The sequence below is a fragment of the Micromonospora sp. NPDC048040 genome (assembly GCF_055587185.1).
On sequence record NZ_JBVJGT010000002.1, the window covers coordinates 22,600 to 39,444 of the forward strand.

Annotated in this window: 18 protein-coding genes and 1 pseudogene; 11 read left to right on the forward strand and 8 right to left on the reverse strand. The window is 73.3% G+C overall.

From position 1 onward, the window contains the following. Positions 1-50: 50 nt before the first annotated feature. From ACZ6O2_RS02315 to ACZ6O2_RS02335, 5 genes and pseudogenes are all read left to right on the forward strand, one after another. Entirely contained in the window at positions 51-599 is a 549-nt protein-coding gene (locus tag ACZ6O2_RS02315; RefSeq protein WP_466021727.1) for a GlcG/HbpS family heme-binding protein, read from the forward strand. A gap of 184 nt (positions 600-783) precedes the next feature. Beyond that, positions 784-1,293 (forward strand): VOC family protein, encoded by a 510-nt coding sequence (locus ACZ6O2_RS02320; protein WP_466021728.1) that lies wholly within the window; start codon positions 784-786, stop codon positions 1,291-1,293. A 74-nt stretch (positions 1,294-1,367) separates the two neighbouring features. Beyond that, positions 1,368-1,892 (forward strand): annotated as a pseudogene (locus ACZ6O2_RS02325) (DUF6244 family protein); the annotation flags it as partial. 180 nt (positions 1,893-2,072) lie between these two features. Continuing rightward, positions 2,073-2,495 carry a CdiA C-terminal domain-containing protein gene (locus tag ACZ6O2_RS02330; protein ID WP_466021979.1) on the forward strand — a complete coding sequence of 141 codons (423 nt, stop codon included), beginning with the start codon at positions 2,073-2,075 and terminating at the stop codon, positions 2,493-2,495. Positions 2,496-2,511: 16 nt separating this feature from the next. Next, the gene (locus ACZ6O2_RS02335; protein WP_466021729.1) at positions 2,512-2,964 is read left to right on the forward strand and encodes a SitI3 family protein; all 453 of its coding nucleotides are present in this window, start codon (positions 2,512-2,514) and stop codon (positions 2,962-2,964) included. Between the two features lie 80 nt (positions 2,965-3,044). On the opposite strand, the gene ACZ6O2_RS02340 is transcribed toward ACZ6O2_RS02335, so the two are convergent. The 5 genes from ACZ6O2_RS02340 to ACZ6O2_RS02360 form a co-directional block, all read right to left on the reverse strand. Next, positions 3,045-3,311: a WapI family immunity protein gene (locus ACZ6O2_RS02340; RefSeq protein WP_466021730.1), complete on the reverse strand. Its 267-nt coding sequence runs from the start codon at positions 3,309-3,311 to the stop codon at positions 3,045-3,047. Further along, positions 3,283-4,611, reverse strand: coding sequence for a hypothetical protein (locus tag ACZ6O2_RS02345; RefSeq protein ID WP_466021731.1), 1,329 nt, complete (start codon positions 4,609-4,611; stop codon positions 3,283-3,285). Before ACZ6O2_RS02345 ends, ACZ6O2_RS02340 begins: the two co-directional genes overlap by 29 nt. Positions 4,612-4,798: 187 nt before the next feature. Beyond that, on the reverse strand, positions 4,799-5,290 hold the full coding sequence (locus ACZ6O2_RS02350; RefSeq protein ID WP_350703075.1) for a WapI family immunity protein: 492 nt from the start codon (positions 5,288-5,290) through the stop codon (positions 4,799-4,801). A gap of 68 nt (positions 5,291-5,358) precedes the next feature. Further along, positions 5,359-5,460: a hypothetical protein gene (locus tag ACZ6O2_RS02355; protein ID WP_466021732.1), complete on the reverse strand. Its 102-nt coding sequence runs from the start codon at positions 5,458-5,460 to the stop codon at positions 5,359-5,361. Between the two features lie 50 nt (positions 5,461-5,510). After that, entirely contained in the window at positions 5,511-6,746 is a 1,236-nt protein-coding gene (locus tag ACZ6O2_RS02360) for an RNA-guided endonuclease InsQ/TnpB family protein (protein WP_466021733.1), read from the reverse strand. Positions 6,747-6,780: 34 nt separating this feature from the next. On the opposite strand from ACZ6O2_RS02360, the gene ACZ6O2_RS02365 reads away from it, so the two are divergent. Beyond that, positions 6,781-6,951, forward strand: a complete 171-nt coding sequence (locus ACZ6O2_RS02365; protein ID WP_466021734.1) for a type II toxin-antitoxin system Phd/YefM family antitoxin — start codon at positions 6,781-6,783, stop codon at positions 6,949-6,951. Between the two features lie 505 nt (positions 6,952-7,456). Continuing rightward, a complete protein-coding gene (locus tag ACZ6O2_RS02370; protein WP_466021735.1) occupies positions 7,457-8,014 on the forward strand; it encodes a hypothetical protein in 558 nt (185 codons plus the stop codon). 87 nt (positions 8,015-8,101) lie between these two features. Here the strand turns inward: ACZ6O2_RS02370 and ACZ6O2_RS02375 are convergent, their stop codons facing one another. Both ACZ6O2_RS02375 and ACZ6O2_RS02380 read right to left on the reverse strand, forming a co-directional pair. Next, positions 8,102-9,247 carry a hypothetical protein gene (locus ACZ6O2_RS02375; RefSeq protein WP_466021736.1) on the reverse strand — a complete coding sequence of 382 codons (1,146 nt, stop codon included), beginning with the start codon at positions 9,245-9,247 and terminating at the stop codon, positions 8,102-8,104. A 245-nt stretch (positions 9,248-9,492) separates the two neighbouring features. After that, the gene (locus tag ACZ6O2_RS02380; protein ID WP_466021737.1) at positions 9,493-11,871 is read right to left on the reverse strand and encodes an acylase; all 2,379 of its coding nucleotides are present in this window, start codon (positions 11,869-11,871) and stop codon (positions 9,493-9,495) included. A 173-nt stretch (positions 11,872-12,044) separates the two neighbouring features. On the opposite strand from ACZ6O2_RS02380, the gene ACZ6O2_RS02385 reads away from it, so the two are divergent. Together ACZ6O2_RS02385 and ACZ6O2_RS02390 are read left to right on the forward strand one after the other, a co-directional pair. Further along, the gene (locus ACZ6O2_RS02385; protein WP_466021738.1) at positions 12,045-13,580 is read left to right on the forward strand and encodes a gluconokinase; all 1,536 of its coding nucleotides are present in this window, start codon (positions 12,045-12,047) and stop codon (positions 13,578-13,580) included. 78 nt (positions 13,581-13,658) lie between these two features. Then, positions 13,659-14,909, forward strand: coding sequence for a serine hydrolase (locus ACZ6O2_RS02390; RefSeq protein ID WP_466021739.1), 1,251 nt, complete (start codon positions 13,659-13,661; stop codon positions 14,907-14,909). Positions 14,910-14,915: 6 nt separating this feature from the next. Here the strand turns inward: ACZ6O2_RS02390 and ACZ6O2_RS02395 are convergent, their stop codons facing one another. Next, positions 14,916-15,527: a TetR/AcrR family transcriptional regulator gene (locus ACZ6O2_RS02395; RefSeq protein ID WP_466021740.1), complete on the reverse strand. Its 612-nt coding sequence runs from the start codon at positions 15,525-15,527 to the stop codon at positions 14,916-14,918. An 88-nt stretch (positions 15,528-15,615) separates the two neighbouring features. Here ACZ6O2_RS02395 and ACZ6O2_RS02400 point away from each other — a divergent pair, with 88 nt between their 5' ends. After that, the gene (locus tag ACZ6O2_RS02400) at positions 15,616-16,485 is read left to right on the forward strand and encodes an alpha/beta fold hydrolase (protein WP_466021741.1); all 870 of its coding nucleotides are present in this window, start codon (positions 15,616-15,618) and stop codon (positions 16,483-16,485) included. Between the two features lie 2 nt (positions 16,486-16,487). Beyond that, positions 16,488-16,814 (forward strand): HPP family protein, encoded by a 327-nt coding sequence (locus ACZ6O2_RS02405; RefSeq protein WP_466021742.1) that lies wholly within the window; start codon positions 16,488-16,490, stop codon positions 16,812-16,814. Positions 16,815-16,845 lie beyond the last annotated feature (31 nt).

Here is a 16,845-nt window from a genome sequence, read left to right on the forward strand (position 1 = left end):
GCCAGGCTGGGGACCGTCACCTCGATCCGAAGACCTCAGGGAGCATCGTGATGATCCACAACTTCCGCCGCCGGATGGCGCTCGGCCTAGGCGCCGGCGCCGTGGCCGTGGCCGCCGTCACCGGTGTCGCCGTCACCGCCTCCGCCGTCGAGCCGGTGGCGAAGCCGCAGGCCGCAACCGCCGCGAAGAGCAACGTCGTGGCGAACCCGTCGCTCGACCTCGACGCGGCACTGCGCGCGGCCGAGGCGACCGTGAAGGCCGCCGAGAAGGGCGGCCACCGGGTCACCGTGGTCGTCCTCGACCGGTCGGGCACCGTGCAGGTGCAGCTCAAGGGCGACGGCGCCGGCCCGCAGACGGCCGAGTCCGCGCACCGCAAGGCATTCACGGCCGCCTCCTTCGGCCAGCCCACCTCCGCGCTGGCCGGCCGGGTGACCGGCGAGGGCGCCACCCTGCGCGACATCCCGGGGACGCTGTTCCTCGGCGGTGGCGTGCCGGTGAGCGCCGACGGGCAGGTCGTCGGGGCCATCGGCGTCGGCGGCGCGCCCTCCGGCGACCTCGACGAGCAGTACGCCAACGCCGGCGCGGCCACCCTCCGCTGAGCCCGGCCACGTGCGCTACGTGCGGCCATCCTCTGCTGAGCGCGGCGACACCGTCAGGGCGGGCCTCCGGAACGGCTACCGGAGACCCGCCCTGCGGCGTCGGGTCCGCGGTGCCCGGTCGGACGCCGGCCCCGGCCCGCGTTACCGTGGCAACGATGCCGGTCGCGCCTTGGAGGTTCCCGCGATGATCGACGACGGCCACGGCCCGGGCGACGGCCCTCGGGGCCGGACGATGGAGCAGCGGATCAGTCTGGTCACCCTCGGAGTCGCCGACGTGGCCCGCGCCCGCGCCTTCTACAAGCGGCTCGGCTGGCGCGGCCAGGAGGTCGAGGAGACCGTCTTCTTCCAGGCCGGCGGGCTGGCGCTGGTGCTGTGGGGCCGGGACAAGCTGGCCGCCGACGCCGGCGTGGCCGACGGGAGCGGGTTCGGCGGGATGACACTGGCGCAGAACGTCCGGTCCCGGGGCGAGGTCGACGAGCTGCTGGCGGTGGCGGCCGACGCCGGGGCGGAGGTGACCCGGCCAGCGCGGGAGACCTTCTACGGCGGCTACGCCGGCTGCTTCGCCGACCCCGACGGCCACGTCTGGGAGATCGCCTGGAACCCGGGCTTTCCCCTCGGCCCGGACGGCTCGCTCGCTGTCCCCGACTTCGGCCGGGGCACCGACGACGTGGAAGCCGGCAGCGGCCCGGGGTGACTCTGGTGGCACGGGCTGTCTCGTGGCCCCAGCCTCCCGGACCATGACCGCCTTCGATCGGGGGTACCGGCCACATGTCGCACATCGAGAAGCTCAACAGCGAATTCCGTAACCTGCTGGCCGGCGTAGAACAAGCGCGAGGGTTGGCAGCCGCCGCCGACAGCAGGGCCCAGGAAGTCGGCCGCCGGGCCGCGGGTGCCGGCTTCACCGCCGTGGCAACAGGCACCACTCGCGTGCGCGACGCGATCAGGGAACTCCAGGGGGCGCTGGCAGTTTTCGCCGACTCGATCACCGCGGCGACAAAGGCCACCACCGCCACCGCGCCCCACGCCGGCACACCCGAGGGATCGGTTGCCGTTCTGAAAACCGTACTGAGCGCGGTTGACAGGGCCCGCGACGCGGCGGTCGAGGCCATCGCCCAGATCGGACGGGCGCAGCAAGTCGTCGCCGTGATCCTTCACGGCGGGCGGCCTGGGCCGCTGCTTGACGCTCTGGAGAGCATCAAGCGGGTCCTGCTACCGGTGGTGCAGCGCACCAACACCGCCCGGCAGTCCGCCGAAACAGCGATCGTCGAAGTGCGCCAGTTCGGGGTCGCCGGAAAACTGATCGAGGTTCGCGGCCCCACACCGACCAGCCCCGTGCCTGCCGCCACCGACGACCTGCCGTCGACAGCCGCGACCGGTGGAACCGCCGCCTCCGCTGGGCATGGCCCAACTCCGCCCTGGACCAGGCAACCCACCGGCGTCGTCGGCGGATCGCCGACGGGACCACGGACCAGGATCCCCCCCAAGGAGGATGATGAGGTACGGCGTTCACTAGCACTCGAGAACGAATGCGCCGACACGGTCGCCGGTAGGGGTTATCGGATCCACCAGAACCCCACCAAGCCGGAGATCGCGGCAGCAAGGCTCAGCGCTGGCGACACAGGAAATCCGGAGAAGACCCCTGATTACCTGATCGAAGGCCACGTCTTCGATTGTTACGCTCCCACTCCTCCCAAGGCGGTACGCGGCATCTGGGCCGCAGTCTCCGAGAAAGTCGAGAAAGGGCAGACTCAACGCGTGGTGCTGAACCTGGAGGACTGGAACGGGGACCTCGTCGCCCTACAGCAGCAATTCGACGACTGGCCCGTGCCCGGGCTGAAGGAACTCGTAGCGGTGCAGCGAAGTGGCGCGATCGTGCAAATCGTACGGCGGAACTGAGGGAGTGACTGCGAGGATGGCTATTGAGTTCCGGTTGACGCTGGCAGGCGAGATCCCCCTCGACGAGGTGGCTGGACTCGCCGCACCGAACGCCGTCGAGACGCGCACCTTGTCCGGCAACCGCATGCTCACCTCCGCGCTCAACGAGGAATGCGGCTTCGTCGTCGACATCACGTCGGGCAGCCACGGCTACTACGACGCCGAAGACGACGACGGCTCGCTGTGGGTGTGGGAGCCGGAAACGTACGTCAACATCGACTTCTACATGCGCAAGGACGTCCTGGCCGACAAGGGGATCCCCAACGTGCTGGCGACCACTGCGCGGGTCCTGAACGAACGAAGCGAGGACGCGGCCCTCGTGTTCAACCACAACCTGCTGTTGCTGACCCGCGTCGCGGGAAGCTTGAGCAAACACAGGCCGACGTGGTGGAGCCACCATGAGGCGGACGATAAGATCGTCCGGCCGTAGCCGCCGTAACCGGGCGGAGGGAGTGGGCCCAACACCACCGCCGGCAGCACGGCGCACGGTCGCGGCCGGGTCGGCGGCAGTCAGGAGGCGGCGACCCGGCGGGGGTACGCCCCGGCCTCCCGCGCCCACTGCTCCGCCGCCACCGCGAGGGCCCCGGCGGAGACCGTGAGCGTCAGCGGGTAGACCGCGCTGAGCGGCTGCCGCCGCATCCACGGCGGCAGCGACTCGTACGAGAACTCGACGGTCAGCGCCAGCCGGCGACGGCACAGCACCCGCGTACGGAAGGCCAGGTTCGGCTCGCTGAAGCGCAGCGCGCGGCTATCTGTAGACCGGGTTCTTGACCCCACGATGATCGGCGCAGGTACCCAACTTGCCGCCGACCATTCCGATCATGCCGTCCTCACACCGCATCAGGTAGCCGACCCCGGACCAGAAGTCGGCGACGCAGGCGAAGTAGGTGCACACGTCGGAGGCCGGCTGGTGGATGTAGGAGCCGCCGCAGTAGTTGTAGCCGTAGGGGTTGTCCGGCGCCCCGCAGAGGCCGACCACGGTGGGCTCCGGTCCGGGCGCCGCCGTGGTCGGGGCCGGGCCGATGGTCGGGGCCGGGCGCGACCCGGGACCCGGCGCCGCGACCACGGGCGGCACCCGCGTGCCCGGGCCAGCCAGCCCCGGCGGCCCACTCGACACGTCTTCTCGTGGTACGCCCACCACGCTGGTCTGCGGCGCTGCCGTACCTCCGCGCGGCGGCTCCGGCCCGCCGCCGGTGGACGGAGCGGTGGCGCTGGTGCCGCTCGGCGCCTCGGAGGCGACGACGCCGCCGCCCATGTCGGCCCGGTACGGCATGCCGGCCTGCTCCGACCCGAATGCGCTGGCCGTCAGCGTCGCGAACGCCACGGCGGCGACGGCGGCGACGCTGGCCGCCCGGCGCCCCGGGCGCACCGCGGTCAGCGGGGCCTGGTCCGGGTCGGCGGGCGGCGGTGGCACCGGCCGCGTGTCCTGGTGGGCGGCCGCCAGGTCGTCGAGTTGCGCGGCGACGGCGGCGCGTTGCCCGGTGGCGTCGGCGAAGGCGAGGGTGAGGTAGAAGCGGAAGTTCACCGTGGCGGCGGCTGGCACCCGCAGCCCGGCCAGCCGGCCCCCGTGGGTGGTGTGCAGCAGGGTGACCGGGACGTCGGGATGATGGGCGGGCCCCACCATCTCCGCGTACGCCCACTCGCGCCGACCTGTGCGCCCGGAGAAAGCCACCCGGTGGTTGGTCACGACGGCCATGCCGGCGTCGAGGACCCGCAGGCACTTCGGCAGCGGGTGGCCGCGTGCGCCGACGCTGTCCGGTGCGACGGTCAGCCCCGGCGTGGGCAGTCCGGAGGTGTGCCGCCCCTCGGCCTCGACCAGCTCCGCGGCGGGCAGCACCCGGAAGACGACCTCGTCGTCGTCGAGATCTACTGGCAGGCCGGTACGCGGCTGCGCGCACCCAAGGAACTCGGTCGCTTCGATCCGCAGCCGGGTCAGCTCGTCATTGTGTCGGAGCCATGCCTCGGCCTCGGCGTCGTGCCCGCGCCGCCGCCGCTCGTTCTCGCGTTCCGCCCAGGTGATCCGCCAGCGGGGGCGCGCCGCCGCCGGCGTCACGATTATCGCGGGTGACTTCGCCATCACACCCCGTACAACCGCTCGCGTTCCACTGAGGAAACGCGCGCTGATCGATGCGCCCCATTGTTCCGGAAAGAGAATTCAGGCAGCGTGCCGTACGCCCGGTGCTCGTCAGCGCACCGGGTCGTGGGTGCCGCGCGGCACGTCGGGACGGCAGCGGCGCACCCGGTCGCGGCCGGGTCGGCGGCAGTCAGGAGGCGGCGACCCGGCGGGGGTACGCCCCGGCCTCCCGCGCCCACTGCTCCGCCGCCACCGCGAGGGCGTCGGCGGAGACCGTGAGCGTCAGCGGGTAGACCGCGCTGAGCGGCTGCCGCCGCATCCACGGCGGCAGCGACTCGTACGAGAACTCGACGGTCAGCGCCAGCCGGCGGCGGCGCAGCACCCGCGTACGGAAGGCCAGGTTCGGCTCGGTGAAGCGCACCACCGCCAAGGGTTCCGCCGGGTCGCCGGTCGTCTCGGCCTGCTGCCGCAGCCAGCCCGCCAGCGCGTACGCCTCGGACACCGTCAGGCAGGGTGTGTAGTGCGACCATGCCTGCCCGTCGGCGGTGCGGGCGTCGGTCTCGACGAGCAGCCAGTCGTCCCAGTCCGCCGCCTCGTCCGGGTCGTCCGGCGGCTCGACTCCCGGCTGGTAGCCCACCGGCCGGATCCTGACCCGGGCGCCGTCGTCGGAGCGGATCTCCATGGCCCCATCATGGCCGAACCGGGAACGTCGGCGGGCGGGATATTCCGCAGGTCAGGGACATCTCCGGGTCAGCGCACCGGGTCGTGGGTGCCGCGCGGCACGTCGGGACGGCAGCGGCGCACCCGGTCGGCGGCCATCCGCCCGCCGACGGCCAGCCCGTGCCGTTCCACGGCGGCCAGCCCGTACGCGCTGCACGTGGGGGTTTGACGATCTCCCCGCCCTAAGGGACGGGGATTCCCTCCACGCTTCGCGTGGAACACGCGGCGTCCGGGCGGATTCCTGCTTCCCGGCGCGGTGCCAGCAGACGTGCTGGTCTTACCTGCGCTCCACAGGCGTTTAGGCTCTCGGCGCGTCCCGCCGCGAGCACGTTGATGGCCGCGTTGACGTCCCGGTCGTGGGCCGCGCCGCACGGGCAGGTCCACGACCGGACGGACAGCGGTTTCGGTCCGTCGATCCGGCCGCACGCAGAGCACGTCTGCGACGTGGGCGCGAACCGGTCGACCTTGGCGAACACGCGCCCGTACCGGGCGGCCTTGTATTCCAGCATGGCGGTGAAGCTGGCCCACCCGGCGTCGTGGACCGACTTGGCGAGCCTGGTGCGGCCGAGACCGGTCACGCACAGGTCCTCGACGTACACCGCTTGGCTGTCGCGGATGATCCGTGTCGAGAGCTTGTGCTGCCAGTCCCGCCGGGTGTCGGCCACCCGCGCATGCGCCCTGGCGACCTTGACGACGGCCTTCTTGCGGTTCTGACTCCCGCGCTGCTTGCGGGAGAGGTCCTGCTGCAACCGCTTGAGCTTGCGCGCGGCGCGACGCAGGAACTTCGGCGCGGTGACCTTCGTGCCGTCCGACAGCACCGCGAAGTGCGTCAGGCCCAGGTCGATACCCACCTCGGAGTCGACCGGCGGCAGTGTCTCTTCCGCGTTGGTCTGCACGACGAACGAGGCGACGTATCGGCCCGCCGCATCCTTGACCACCGTCACGGACGACGGCTCGGACGGCAGGTCCCGCGACCAGCGCACCTGCACGTCGCCGATCTTTGGCAGGCGCAGGCGGCCGCTGTCGAGGACCCTGAACCGGGAGTTCTTGGTGAACCGGATCGCCTGCCGGTTGTCCTTGCGTGACCGCAACCGTGGTGGCGCGACCGTGCGCCCCTTGCGTTTGCCCGTGATCGAGGTGAAGAAGTTGCGGTACGCGGTGTTCAGATCCGCCAGGGCCTGCTGCAACACCACGGCGGACACCTCGCCCAGCCACGCCCGTTCTGGGGTGTCCTTGGCCTGGGTAATGACCAGCTTTGACAGATCGGCGTCGGAGACGTACTTCTCGCCCGCCTCGCGGACCTGCTGGCGCAGGCGCAGCCCGTCGTTGAACACCACCCGAGCGCACCCAAACGACCGTGCCAGCGCTTCGCGCTGGGCGGCGTCCGGATAGAGCCGGTAGTTGTAACGCAGCTGCACGTACAACAATGTACAACGGAGTACGATCAGCGCCATGACCGACACGAACGAAATCAGCGTGGCCGACCTTAGGAAAAACCTGGCCGAGATCCTGAACGACACCGCCGTCCGCAACCGGACGATCTACGTGACCCGAAACGGCCGTCGGATCGCCGCCATCGTGCCGGTTCCCGTGGCTGAGCAGAGCAAGCAGGCTGCGGGTTAAGGCACTGCTCGGGCCTTGGCGGCCCTCCCAACGCGGACCTTCACCCCCTCCCTGAAGGGCGGAGCACTGGCCCGCATTCCGGTAGCGGCACTGCCCCGGCCAGCGGTGCGACAGCCAGCGCCGGTAGCCGAGGATCGCGGCCCGGCCGGCCCGGTCCACCAGCGGCGCCCGCCCGCGGGCAGCGGCCAGCGACGCCCGCCCTGCGGGAGCGGTCGTGGGTGCCGATGCCCGACCGGGCGCGACGAGCCGGGCGAGCAGCGCGCCGAACGTGAGCAGGGTGGAGAAGAGCCCCAGGTTGCAGTTGGGCACGTCGCAGCTACACCCGTCGCAGTAGTCGCGCTTCCTCTTTTGCGGTGCTGGTCGTGCTTCGGGTTGATCACGGGCAACATGATGCGACGGCCGCGCCACCCTCGGCCCTCGGGCGGGCGCTCGGGGATGGTTGGTCGGGGGCCGATGCGGGAAGTCCCGGATGGAGCATGGCCGGTCAGGCTACGACGCTGGGTGGATGACTGACACCGATGCGCGGACGTCGACGAGACTCGTGCCGGCGGCCGCCGTCGGCGGCCCGGCACTCCTGCTGCTCTACGGTCTGCTCCGCCTGGTCGACGGCCTCGACGGCGACCGGGGCGACGGCTGGGCCTGGGACGTCGGCCACACGTTCTTCCTCGTCGGGATCCTGCTGTTCGGCGCGCTGGTCGTCGGGCTGCGCCGGCTGCTGCTGGCCGTCGCGCCCCGGCAACGGGTGCTCACCGAGGCGGCGACCGTGCTGGGGCTGGTCGGGGTGGCCGCGTTCGTGTGGGTGATCCTCGGCGACCTGTTCCCCGGGCTGGCCGACGCCGCCGCGCTGCCCGACCCGGCCATGCTGCTGGGGCCGCTGCTGTTCCAGGTCGGCATCCTCACCCTGCTGGTGCAGGCGGGGACCACGCGACCCCGGCTGCTGCCGGCGTGGGTGCCGGTGCCGGTGCTGCTCGGGTTCGTGGGGATCGCCGCGGACCTGGACCTGCTGCCCCTCGCCGCCGCGGTGATCCTCGCCGGCCTGCTCCCCCTGCAACGCCTGGGCTGAGCGGCCTTCCTCGGGCCTGCTTCCTCCTGCGGCGCCTGAGCTGAGCAGCGGGGCCGAGCCGCAGGCCGCGCCACACCCGCCGAGGTGTCAGCTCCAGACCGTGCGGCGCACCCCGTCGTGCTCGGCGCAGGCGTCGCGCCGCCCGCCGGTGAGGCTGACCGAGCCGTCGCGGCACTGCACCAGGTAGCCCCGCCCGGCCCAGAACTCGGGGACGCAGTCGAACCAGTCGCAGATCTCCGACGCCGGCTTGCGGATGCGGTTGCCGCCGCAGAAGTCGTACCCCATCGGGTTGGCGGGGGCGCCGCACCGCCGCTCCCGGGCGGGCGTCGGCGAGGGCGACGTGGTGTCGCGGCGCGGCGCGGACACCCTCGCCGCCTTCGGCGGGGCGACGGGCGGCACGATCTTCGGGGCGGCGGTGCCGCTGGGCGCGGGGGTGGCCGCGACGGCGACCTCGGAGCCGGTCGGGTCGGCGGGGTCGGTGTCGAGCAGCGCGGCGGGCACCAGCAGGGCGATGCCGGCGGCGACGGCCACGGTGCGCCGGCCGCCGGGCACGAACGCGAAGGGCCGGGCCTGCCCGGGGGTGGCGATCACCGGCCGGAACGGCTTGAGCTGCGCGTGCGCGGCGATCGCCTCGTCGAGCTGGTCGAGCACCGCGCCGCGCTGCTCGATGGCGTCGGCGAATGCCAGCGTCAGCTTGAACCGGAAGTCGGCGGCGACGTCGGCGGGGAGCATCAGCCCGGAGGTGCGCCGCCGGTCCAGCACCTGCATCAGGGTGACCGGCGCGTGCGGGTCGTGGGCCAGGCCGGTCATCTTCCCGTACGCCCAGTCGCGCCGGCCGCGCCCGCCGAGCAGCACGAGCCGACGGCTGGTGATCACCGCCATCCCGGCGTCGGCGACACGGACGCCGTCGGGCCTGCGAGCGCGCAGCGGGGCGGCCTCCGGGGCGATTGTCAGGTCCGGCGCGGGCAGCACGGCGGTGTGCCGGACCTCCACCAGTTGCGCGGCCGGCAGCACCCAGAAGACCACCTCGTCGGGGGCCAGCTCCAGGGGCAGCCCCGCGCCCGCGGCGGTCGTGCCGTGGAACTCCTCGGCGAGGGTACGCAGGCGGCGCAGTTCGTCGTCGCGTCGTCGCCATGCCCGCTCGGCGCCGCGGAACTCGCGCCGCAGCATTTCGTTCTGCCGGTGCGCCCACCGGTACCGCCACGTGGAACCCGTCGAATCAGTCTTTGCCACGCCGACTCCTTCGCCGCGCAGGCCACCAACCGGGGTGTCACCGTGTCAACGGTGACAACGGCCGGCGCGGACACGACGCAGCGGGGCAAAATGGCCGAACGGCGGACCAAATCGGATGATAGGTGGGTTTCGGCGGGCCGGACCGCACCCGTCGGGCGTGTCGCCGGGCGGTCGCGCCGACACCCGGCCTCGCGCCCGCCGGATCCGGGTGATCCGGCGGGCGCGAGGCGTGGCGCGGGGACGGGTCAGTGGCGGTGGCCCTCCCCCACCCGGTAGGTGCGCAGGTTGGGGTCGGCCTTGATCTGCGCCTCCGTGTACTTGATCGTGTCCCAGCCCTTGCCCGAGTAGAGCCGGGTCTGGTCGCCGTACCAGGGGGAGTTCGGGTTGCTCGACTGCGAGTAGGTGAGGATCTGTTGCCCCGACGGGCCGTTCCGGCCCAGCTCGACGGCCATCACGAACGACGAGCCGTGCACCACCTTGGGGTAGCCGACGCCGGGCGCCAGCGGGCTGATGATCATGTTGAAGACACCGGCCTCGGCGCGCCCGCCGTGGATCGGGATGCGCCCGTCGCCGCGCGGCTCGGTCTGGACGTCGCCGAGGCGCGCGTCGAGCGGGATGCCGGCGAGCCTGCGGACCGCGTCGGCGAGCGCGGTGAGCACGCGCGGGTCGGCGGTGTTCAGCCGGCTCGGGGTGCGCACCGGGTCGGCGGCGTCGAACGCGTCGGCGAAGCGGATGCCGCCGGACAGGGCGAACTCGGTGAACAGGTGCGCGCCCCGGCTGTCCAGGTCGACGCGCAGGTCCCAGCCCCTCAGCGCCGCGCAGGCGTCGCGCAGGTCGACCGTGGTCCCGTCCGAGGCGGTCGCGGTGGGGTGCGCGGTGCACAGCCCCACCAGGTCGTCGCGGACGAGTTCGCCGCCGTACGCGCGGTTGCCGAAGACGGTCTGCCAGAGCCGGGACGTGGTGTAGCCCCGTCCCGGCAGCCCGTCGGTGCCGGCGAGCCGCCCCCGCACCTGCTCCACGCCGAGCCGGGTGCGCAGGCTGCGCTCGTTGCGCTCGTTGCCGATGATGCGCGGGTAGCCCTCCAGCGGCGCCTCCGGGTTGGCCAGCCAGTGGCTGTCGTTGGAGTTGGTCACGTAGTCGGCGCGGATGCGGACCGGCAGGTTGGCCGGGCCGAGGATGCCGGGCACGGCCGCGTCGGGGTCCCGGCCGAGCGCGCAGGCCGACCGGGAGCCGTCGAGGACGGCCTGGCCGCTGGCGGCGTAGAGCGGCTGGAACGGCGCGGGGATGCAGGCGGCGGCCAACTCGTGGGTGACCCGGGGCACCACCGAGTGGTCGGCGTAGAGCGCCTCGCCGCGGGCGTCGGCGGCGATCACGTTCACCCAGGGCAGGAACTGGTGCCGGTCGAGCACCCGCTTCAGCTCCCGCACCGTCTTCGCCCGGCCCATCTGGAGCCAACCGTCGAACGCGCGGTTGTTGGTCGCGTTGGCGTCGGTGATCGCGTACGCGCTGGTGGCGGTCCAGTCGAACGTGCCGGGAACCACGACCACCGGCCCGAAGTGGGTGTCGTGGAAGGTGCGGCTGACCGGCACCGTCCCGCCGCCCGGGCCGGGCACCCGCACGGTGACGGTGCGGGTGGTCATCTTCCGGGGCCGACCGTCCACGTAGTACGAGGTGGGGTCGCCGGGGACCAGCGCGAGCCGGTGCCAGACGAAGCGGCGGGCGGTGGAGACGGTGTGGCTCCAGGCGAGGGTGTCGTTGTGCCCGATCTCGACGATCGGGTCGCCGACCAGCGCCGCGCCCTCCACGTCGTAGCGGCCGGGGACCTTGAGGTGCATCCGGTAGAAGCGCTCGGCGCCCTCCCACGGGAAGTGCGGGTTGGCCAGCACCATCCCGCCGCCGTGCGTGGTGGCCTGCGCGCCCAGCCCGTACGCGTTGCTGCCCACCCCGGCGGGCGCGCCGTCGGCGGAGGCGACCACCGCCGCCGCGCCCGGCGCGTCCAGGGCGGCGGCCGGGCCGGTCGCCGTCGGCGGGGCGGCGGCGACGATCCCGTCGAGCACCGCCCGCGAGCTGGCCCGGACCATGCTGGCCCAGCTCGCGCGCCAGACGTCCAGCTCGGTCAGCGGGCGCACCCACGGCTTCGCCCGGCACGACGGGTCGGTGAGGTTCGCCGCGCCGGTGCGGCGCAGGTAGTGGTTGTAGCCGGCGACGAAGCCGCGGATCTGGTCGCGGACCTCGTCCGACGGGGAGTGCACGCCGTCGCGTGGCCCCTGGAGCAGCCGCTCGGCGGTGCGCTCGTCGATGGCCTTGCGGAAGAACAGGTCGCTGCGCACGTTCGCGTCCGTCGGGCCGGTCGCGCCGAAGAAGCGGGACCGCTCGGCGCCGACCGTGACCATCTTCTCGGCGATGACGCAGATGTTGTCCTCGGCCTGGGCGTAACCGGCGCCGAAGCCGAGGGAGGCGAAGTCGCGGGCGGTGATGTGGGGGACGCCGTACGACGCCCGGCGGATCTCCGCGGAGTAGCCGCCGTCGCCGTGCTGCGCGGCGGCCGGCGGGACGCCGGTGACCACCGTGGTGACGACCGTGGCGAGTGCGGTGAGCACCGCGCCGGCCGGCTTCAACCTCATCGTGTCTTCCTCCCCGTCGTGGTGAACGTGCAGGACATTCACGCTGATGGGCATTCTCGTGCCGGGCGGGGCGCCGGGGAAGACCCGACCGGGAAACGGGTTGTTCCCCCTACGGGCCGCCCGGATGCTGGGTAACGTCGGCGGCACCCAGGGTCAGCGAGGGGGTGGAGTCGGTGAGCGAGCCGCTCCCCGCCGTCGTGGTCGGCGTCGACATCGGCACCACCAGCACCAAGGCGGTCGCGTACGACGTCGACGGCAACCAGCTCGTGCACCACTCGGTCGGCTACCCGCTCGACGAGCCGCACCCCGGCTGGGCCGAGCAGGATCCGCACCGCATCCACACGGCGGTGCTGGAGTCGATCCGCGGGGCCGTGGCGAAGCTGGGCCGGCCGATCGCCGGGCTGGCGTTCAGCACCGCGATGCACAGCCTGATCGGGCTGGACGCCGACGGCAATCCGCTCACCCCGTCGCTCACCTGGGCCGACTCCCGGGCCAGCCGGCAGGCCGAACGGCTGCGGGCGGTCCCGTCAGGGCTGGCGCTGCACCGCCGCACCGGCACCCCGGTCCATCCGATGGCGCCGCTGCCCAAGCTGCTCTGGTTCGCCGAGCAGGATCCGCAGCTGTTCGGGCGGGTGGCGTACTGGGTGGGCATCAAGGACTGGATCCTGCTGCGGCTGTGCGAGGAGCTGGTGACCGACCACTCGGTCGCCTCGGCCACCGGCCTGATGGACATCCAGCAGCTCTCCTGGGACTCCGAGGCGCTCGGCGTCGCCGGGATCACCGAGCAGCAACTGCCCGAGCTGGTGTCCACCACCACCGTGCTGCCGGGGCTCACCGCCGAGACGGCCGCCGCGACCGGGCTGCCGCCCGACACGAAGGTGGTCGTCGGCGCGGGGGACGGCCCGCTGGCCAACCTCGGGCTCGGCGCGGTGGCCCCGGGCGTCATGGCCTGCACGATCGGCACCAGCGGCGCGATGCGGGTGATGGTGGAACGCCCCGGCGTGGACCCGCTCGGCGGGGTGTTCTGCTACGCGCTGACCGAGCAGCGCTGGGTGGTCGGGGGCGCGATCAACAACGGCGGCATCGTGCTCGACTGGGCCGGCGACGCGCTCGCCCCGGAGCTGGGCGAGCACGCCGAGCAGGAGCTGCTGGCGGTGGCCGCCGAGGCCCCGGTCGGCTCCGGCGGGTTGATCATGCTGCCGTACCTGTTGAGCGAGCGGGCGCCGCACTGGAGCGCGCTGCCACGCGGCGCGTACGTGGGGCTGACCCACGGGCACCGCCGCGCACACCTGGTGCGGGCCGGGCTGGAGGGGGTCTGCCAGCAGTTGGCGCTGGTGCTGGCCTCGGTGCGGGCCGCCGGCAACGAGGTGCTCGAGATCCGGGCCAGCGGCGGGTTCGCCCGCAGCCCGCTGTGGCGGCAGATGCTCGCCGACGTGCTCGGCATGCCGGTGCGCTTCCCCGTCGAGCGCGAGGGCTCCAGTTTCGGGGCGGCGCTGCTCGGCATGGAGGCGCTGGGGCTGGTCGCCTCCGTCGACGTCGCCGCCGACCTGGTGCACATCGGGGAGACCGTCCGCCCCGACCCGGCCGCCGCCGCCACGTACGCCGCCCTGCTGCCGCTGTTCTCCGAGCTGTACAACGCGCTGGTCCCCACGTTCACCTCGCTGCGCCGGCTCGCCCCGGGCCTGCCGCCGGAACCGCCGCCGCGGTAGCCACCGCCCGCGCCCCCGGACGGGTGACACCGCTGGGCGCGATGCCGGCCGCCCAGTCCGCCTCCATATCGTACAAACGTGAGGAAAACCGACAAGAGGCGCTCATCTTCCTGGCGGGGCGCGGTGCGCGTACCGCTGGCGGTCGTCACCCTGCTGGCGCTGGCGGCGGGGCCGGCGGCGGCGGACGGCGGCGGGCCCGAGCCGGGTCCCGGGCACGCGCCGGCCAGCACGGCGGCCTGGCTGCCCTTCCCCGGCGGGGTGTTCTCGATGGACACCGGCACGCGCACCGTGCGCTACCGGGCCTGCGACGGCGACACCGGCCGCGCCACCGACCCGGAGATGCGGGTCGTCGGCCGCTCCGCGCGCGGCGCGCTGACCCTCGACGGTACGACCTACGCCTACGAGGTCCCGCTCGTCGGCCGCCGGTGGGGCTTCCTGGAGGTGGCCCGCCCCGACGCCCGGCCGCAGCGGCTGGCCGGCCCGGTGGTCACCGACCCTCCGCCGCCCACCGATCCGGTCGCCGGCCGCCGGCTGCTGCCGCTGACCGACCGGCTTCGGCAGGTGGTCGACGCCACGGCCGGCACCAACCCGGCCGGCGTCGCGGTCCGCGACCTCTCCGGCCGGTACGGCGACCAGCAGGTCGCGGTGAACGGCACGTTCCGGCCGAAGGCGGCCAGCGTGATCAAGCTGTGGATCCTCGTGGAGCTGCTGCGCCGGGTCGACTGCGGCCAGGTGTCGCTGGACGAGGGCGTGCTGGTCACCCCGGCCGACGTGGTCGACGGCACGGGCGAGCTCCAGCACGAGACGTTCCCGCAGGTGGTGAGCCTGCGTCGGCTCGCCGAGTACACGATCGTCTACAGCGACAACACCGCCGCGAACGTGCTGATCGGCTACCTGCGCGGGTTCGGGCCGGTCAACGCCCTGGCGGACTCGATGAACCAGTGGCAGACCATCCTGGCCCGCAAGTTCCTCGACGAGGACGCCGCCCGGCGGGGCGAGGAGAACTACACCAGCCCGGACGACGTCGTCTCGCTGCTCGGCGCGGTCTGGGACGCGCAGATCCTCACGCCCGGCTCCCGGGACCTGCTGATCGACTTCATGCGGCGGCAGACCCTGAACACCAAGATCCCCGCCGCGCTGCCGCCCGGCGTCCCGGTCGCCCACAAGACCGGCGACCTGCCGGACGCCTCGCACGACGTGGGGTACTACCTGATCCCCGGCTCCGAGGTCGCGGTCGCGTTCCTCACCTCCGGCCCGATCGCCACCGGCGACGAGGTGGTCCGCCGCCTCGCCCGCACCGTCTACGACTACGTCGCCGAGGGGCGGTGAGCCGGCTCAGGCCGGCGGCTCGAGGGTGCTCGCCGGGGAGCCGGGCTCGACCGAGGAGCGCGGGAGGCTCTCCGCGTCGAGCAGGCGGCTCGCGGCGGCGCGGGCCTCGCGGGCCGGCTCGGCGCTGCCGGCGATGGCGGCGGTGACCATCGCGCCGTTGGCCAGCAGGGCGAGTTGCGCGGCGAGCGCCGGCGGCCGGCCGGCCGCCGCGACGAGCGTCGCGAGGTGGTCGGCGAAGGCGCGCTTGTGGGCCCGGACGACGTCGACCACGCTGGGCGAGGAGCCGCCCAGCTCGGCGAAGGAGTTGATGAAGGCGCAGCCCCGGTAGTCGGGCTGGCCGAACCAGTCGTGCAGGTAGTCGAAGACCGCCAGCACGCGCTCTGTCGGGGTCGACGGCGCCGAGGTGTACGCCGCCAGCGCGTCCCGGATCGCCCGGTCCCGCCGTCGCAGCACCGCCTCGACCAGGTGCTCCTTCGACGGGAAGAGCTGGTAGGTGCGCTTGAGCGAGACGCCCGAGGCGGCCCGGATGGCGTCCATGCCGACCGCCTGGATGCCGCGCTCGTAGAAGAGCGAGTCGGCCGCGTCGAGCAGCCGCGCCTCGGCCGTCGTGTGGTCCATGTCAAAGCCCCTTGCCCGGAGAACCATCGTTCTCCTACGGTATCAACCAGCCGGAGAACGATCGTTCTCTCGATGCCGAGGAGTGCCCGTGTCCCCCTTCGCCACCCGTCACCACCTGGTCACCGTCGCCGGCCAGCAGGTCTTCTACCGCGAGGCCGGCGACCCGTCCCGACCCACCCTGGTGCTGCTGCACGGCTTCCCGACCAGCTCGCACATGTTCCGCAACCTGATCCCCGCGCTGGCCGACGAGTACCACCTCGTCGCCCCCGACCACGTCGGCTTCGGCAACTCCGCCGCCCCGCCGGTCGGCGAGTTCGACTACGGCTTCGAACGGCTCACCGAGATCACCCTCGGCCTGCTCGACACCCTGGGCATCGCCCGGTTCGCCCTCTACCTGCACGACTACGGCGCCCCGATCGGCCTGCGCATCGCCAGCCGGCACCCGGAGCGGGTCACCGCGCTGGTCACCCAGAGCGGGAACGCGTACACCGAGGGGTTCACCCCGTTCTGGGAGGTGCTCTTCGCCCACGCCAAGGACCGGGCGACCCACGAGCCGGAGGTCCGCAGGCTGCTGACGGCCGAGGCCACCCGCTGGCAGTACACGCACGGCGTGCCGACGGACCGGCTGGACCGCCTCGCCCCGGAGACGTGGCGGCTCGACCAGGCCGGCCTCGACCGGCCCGGCAACGCCGAGATCCAGCTCCAGCTCTTCTGGGACTACCAGTTCAACCTCGACGCCTACCCCGACTTCCAGCGCTACCTCCGCGAACACCAGCCGCCGACCCTGGTCGCCTGGGGCCGCCACGACGAGATCTTCGGCGCCGCCGGCGCCGAGGCGTACGCCCAGGACCTGCCCGACGCCGAGATCCACCTGCTGGACACCGGCCACTTCGCGCTGGAGACCCACGGCGAGGAGATCACCGGGCTGATCCGCGCCTTCCTGCGCCGGGCCCGCTAGGCATGGCCTCGACCACCCTCGGCCCGCCGGCGCTCGACCGGCGGGCCGCGCGGGCCGGCGCGCTCGCCGCCGGGACGGTGCTGCTCGGCGCGATGAGCCTGCTCGCCGTCGTCGAGGAGCTGACCGGGCGGGACGTGTTCGCCCTGCCCTTCGTCGCCTCGGCGGCCGTGGTCGCCATGGCGCCCCGCGCGCCGCTGGCCCGGCCGGCGGCGGTGCTGACCGGCTACGCGGCCAGCGCCCTCGTCGCGGGGGGGGGGACCGCCGCCGCCGGGCCGTCGGTGTGGGGGGGGACAGCCGCCACCCTGGGCTCGCCTTTCACCATGCTGTAAATGGGGGTCCCCCACACCACGGCCGCCATTT

What these genes read in the sequence shown, in the direction of transcription:
- ACZ6O2_RS02315 (WP_466021727.1), top strand. Translation starts at nt 51, where the DNA reads ATGATCCACAACTTCCGCCGCCGGATGGCGCTCGGCCTAGGCGCCGGC.
- ACZ6O2_RS02320 (WP_466021728.1), top strand. Translation starts at nt 784, where the DNA reads ATGATCGACGACGGCCACGGCCCGGGCGACGGCCCTCGGGGCCGGACG.
- ACZ6O2_RS02335 (WP_466021729.1), top strand. Translation starts at nt 2,512, where the DNA reads ATGGCTATTGAGTTCCGGTTGACGCTGGCAGGCGAGATCCCCCTCGAC.
- ACZ6O2_RS02345 (WP_466021731.1), bottom strand. Translation starts at nt 4,611, where the DNA reads ATGGCGAAGTCACCCGCGATAATCGTGACGCCGGCGGCGGCGCGCCCC.
- ACZ6O2_RS02350 (WP_350703075.1), bottom strand. Translation starts at nt 5,290, where the DNA reads ATGGAGATCCGCTCCGACGACGGCGCCCGGGTCAGGATCCGGCCGGTG.
- ACZ6O2_RS02365 (WP_466021734.1), top strand. Translation starts at nt 6,781, where the DNA reads ATGACCGACACGAACGAAATCAGCGTGGCCGACCTTAGGAAAAACCTG.
- ACZ6O2_RS02370 (WP_466021735.1), top strand. Translation starts at nt 7,457, where the DNA reads ATGACTGACACCGATGCGCGGACGTCGACGAGACTCGTGCCGGCGGCC.
- ACZ6O2_RS02380 (WP_466021737.1), bottom strand. Translation starts at nt 11,871, where the DNA reads ATGAGGTTGAAGCCGGCCGGCGCGGTGCTCACCGCACTCGCCACGGTC.
- ACZ6O2_RS02395 (WP_466021740.1), bottom strand. Translation starts at nt 15,527, where the DNA reads ATGGACCACACGACGGCCGAGGCGCGGCTGCTCGACGCGGCCGACTCG.
- ACZ6O2_RS02405 (WP_466021742.1), top strand. Translation starts at nt 16,488, where the DNA reads ATGGCCTCGACCACCCTCGGCCCGCCGGCGCTCGACCGGCGGGCCGCG.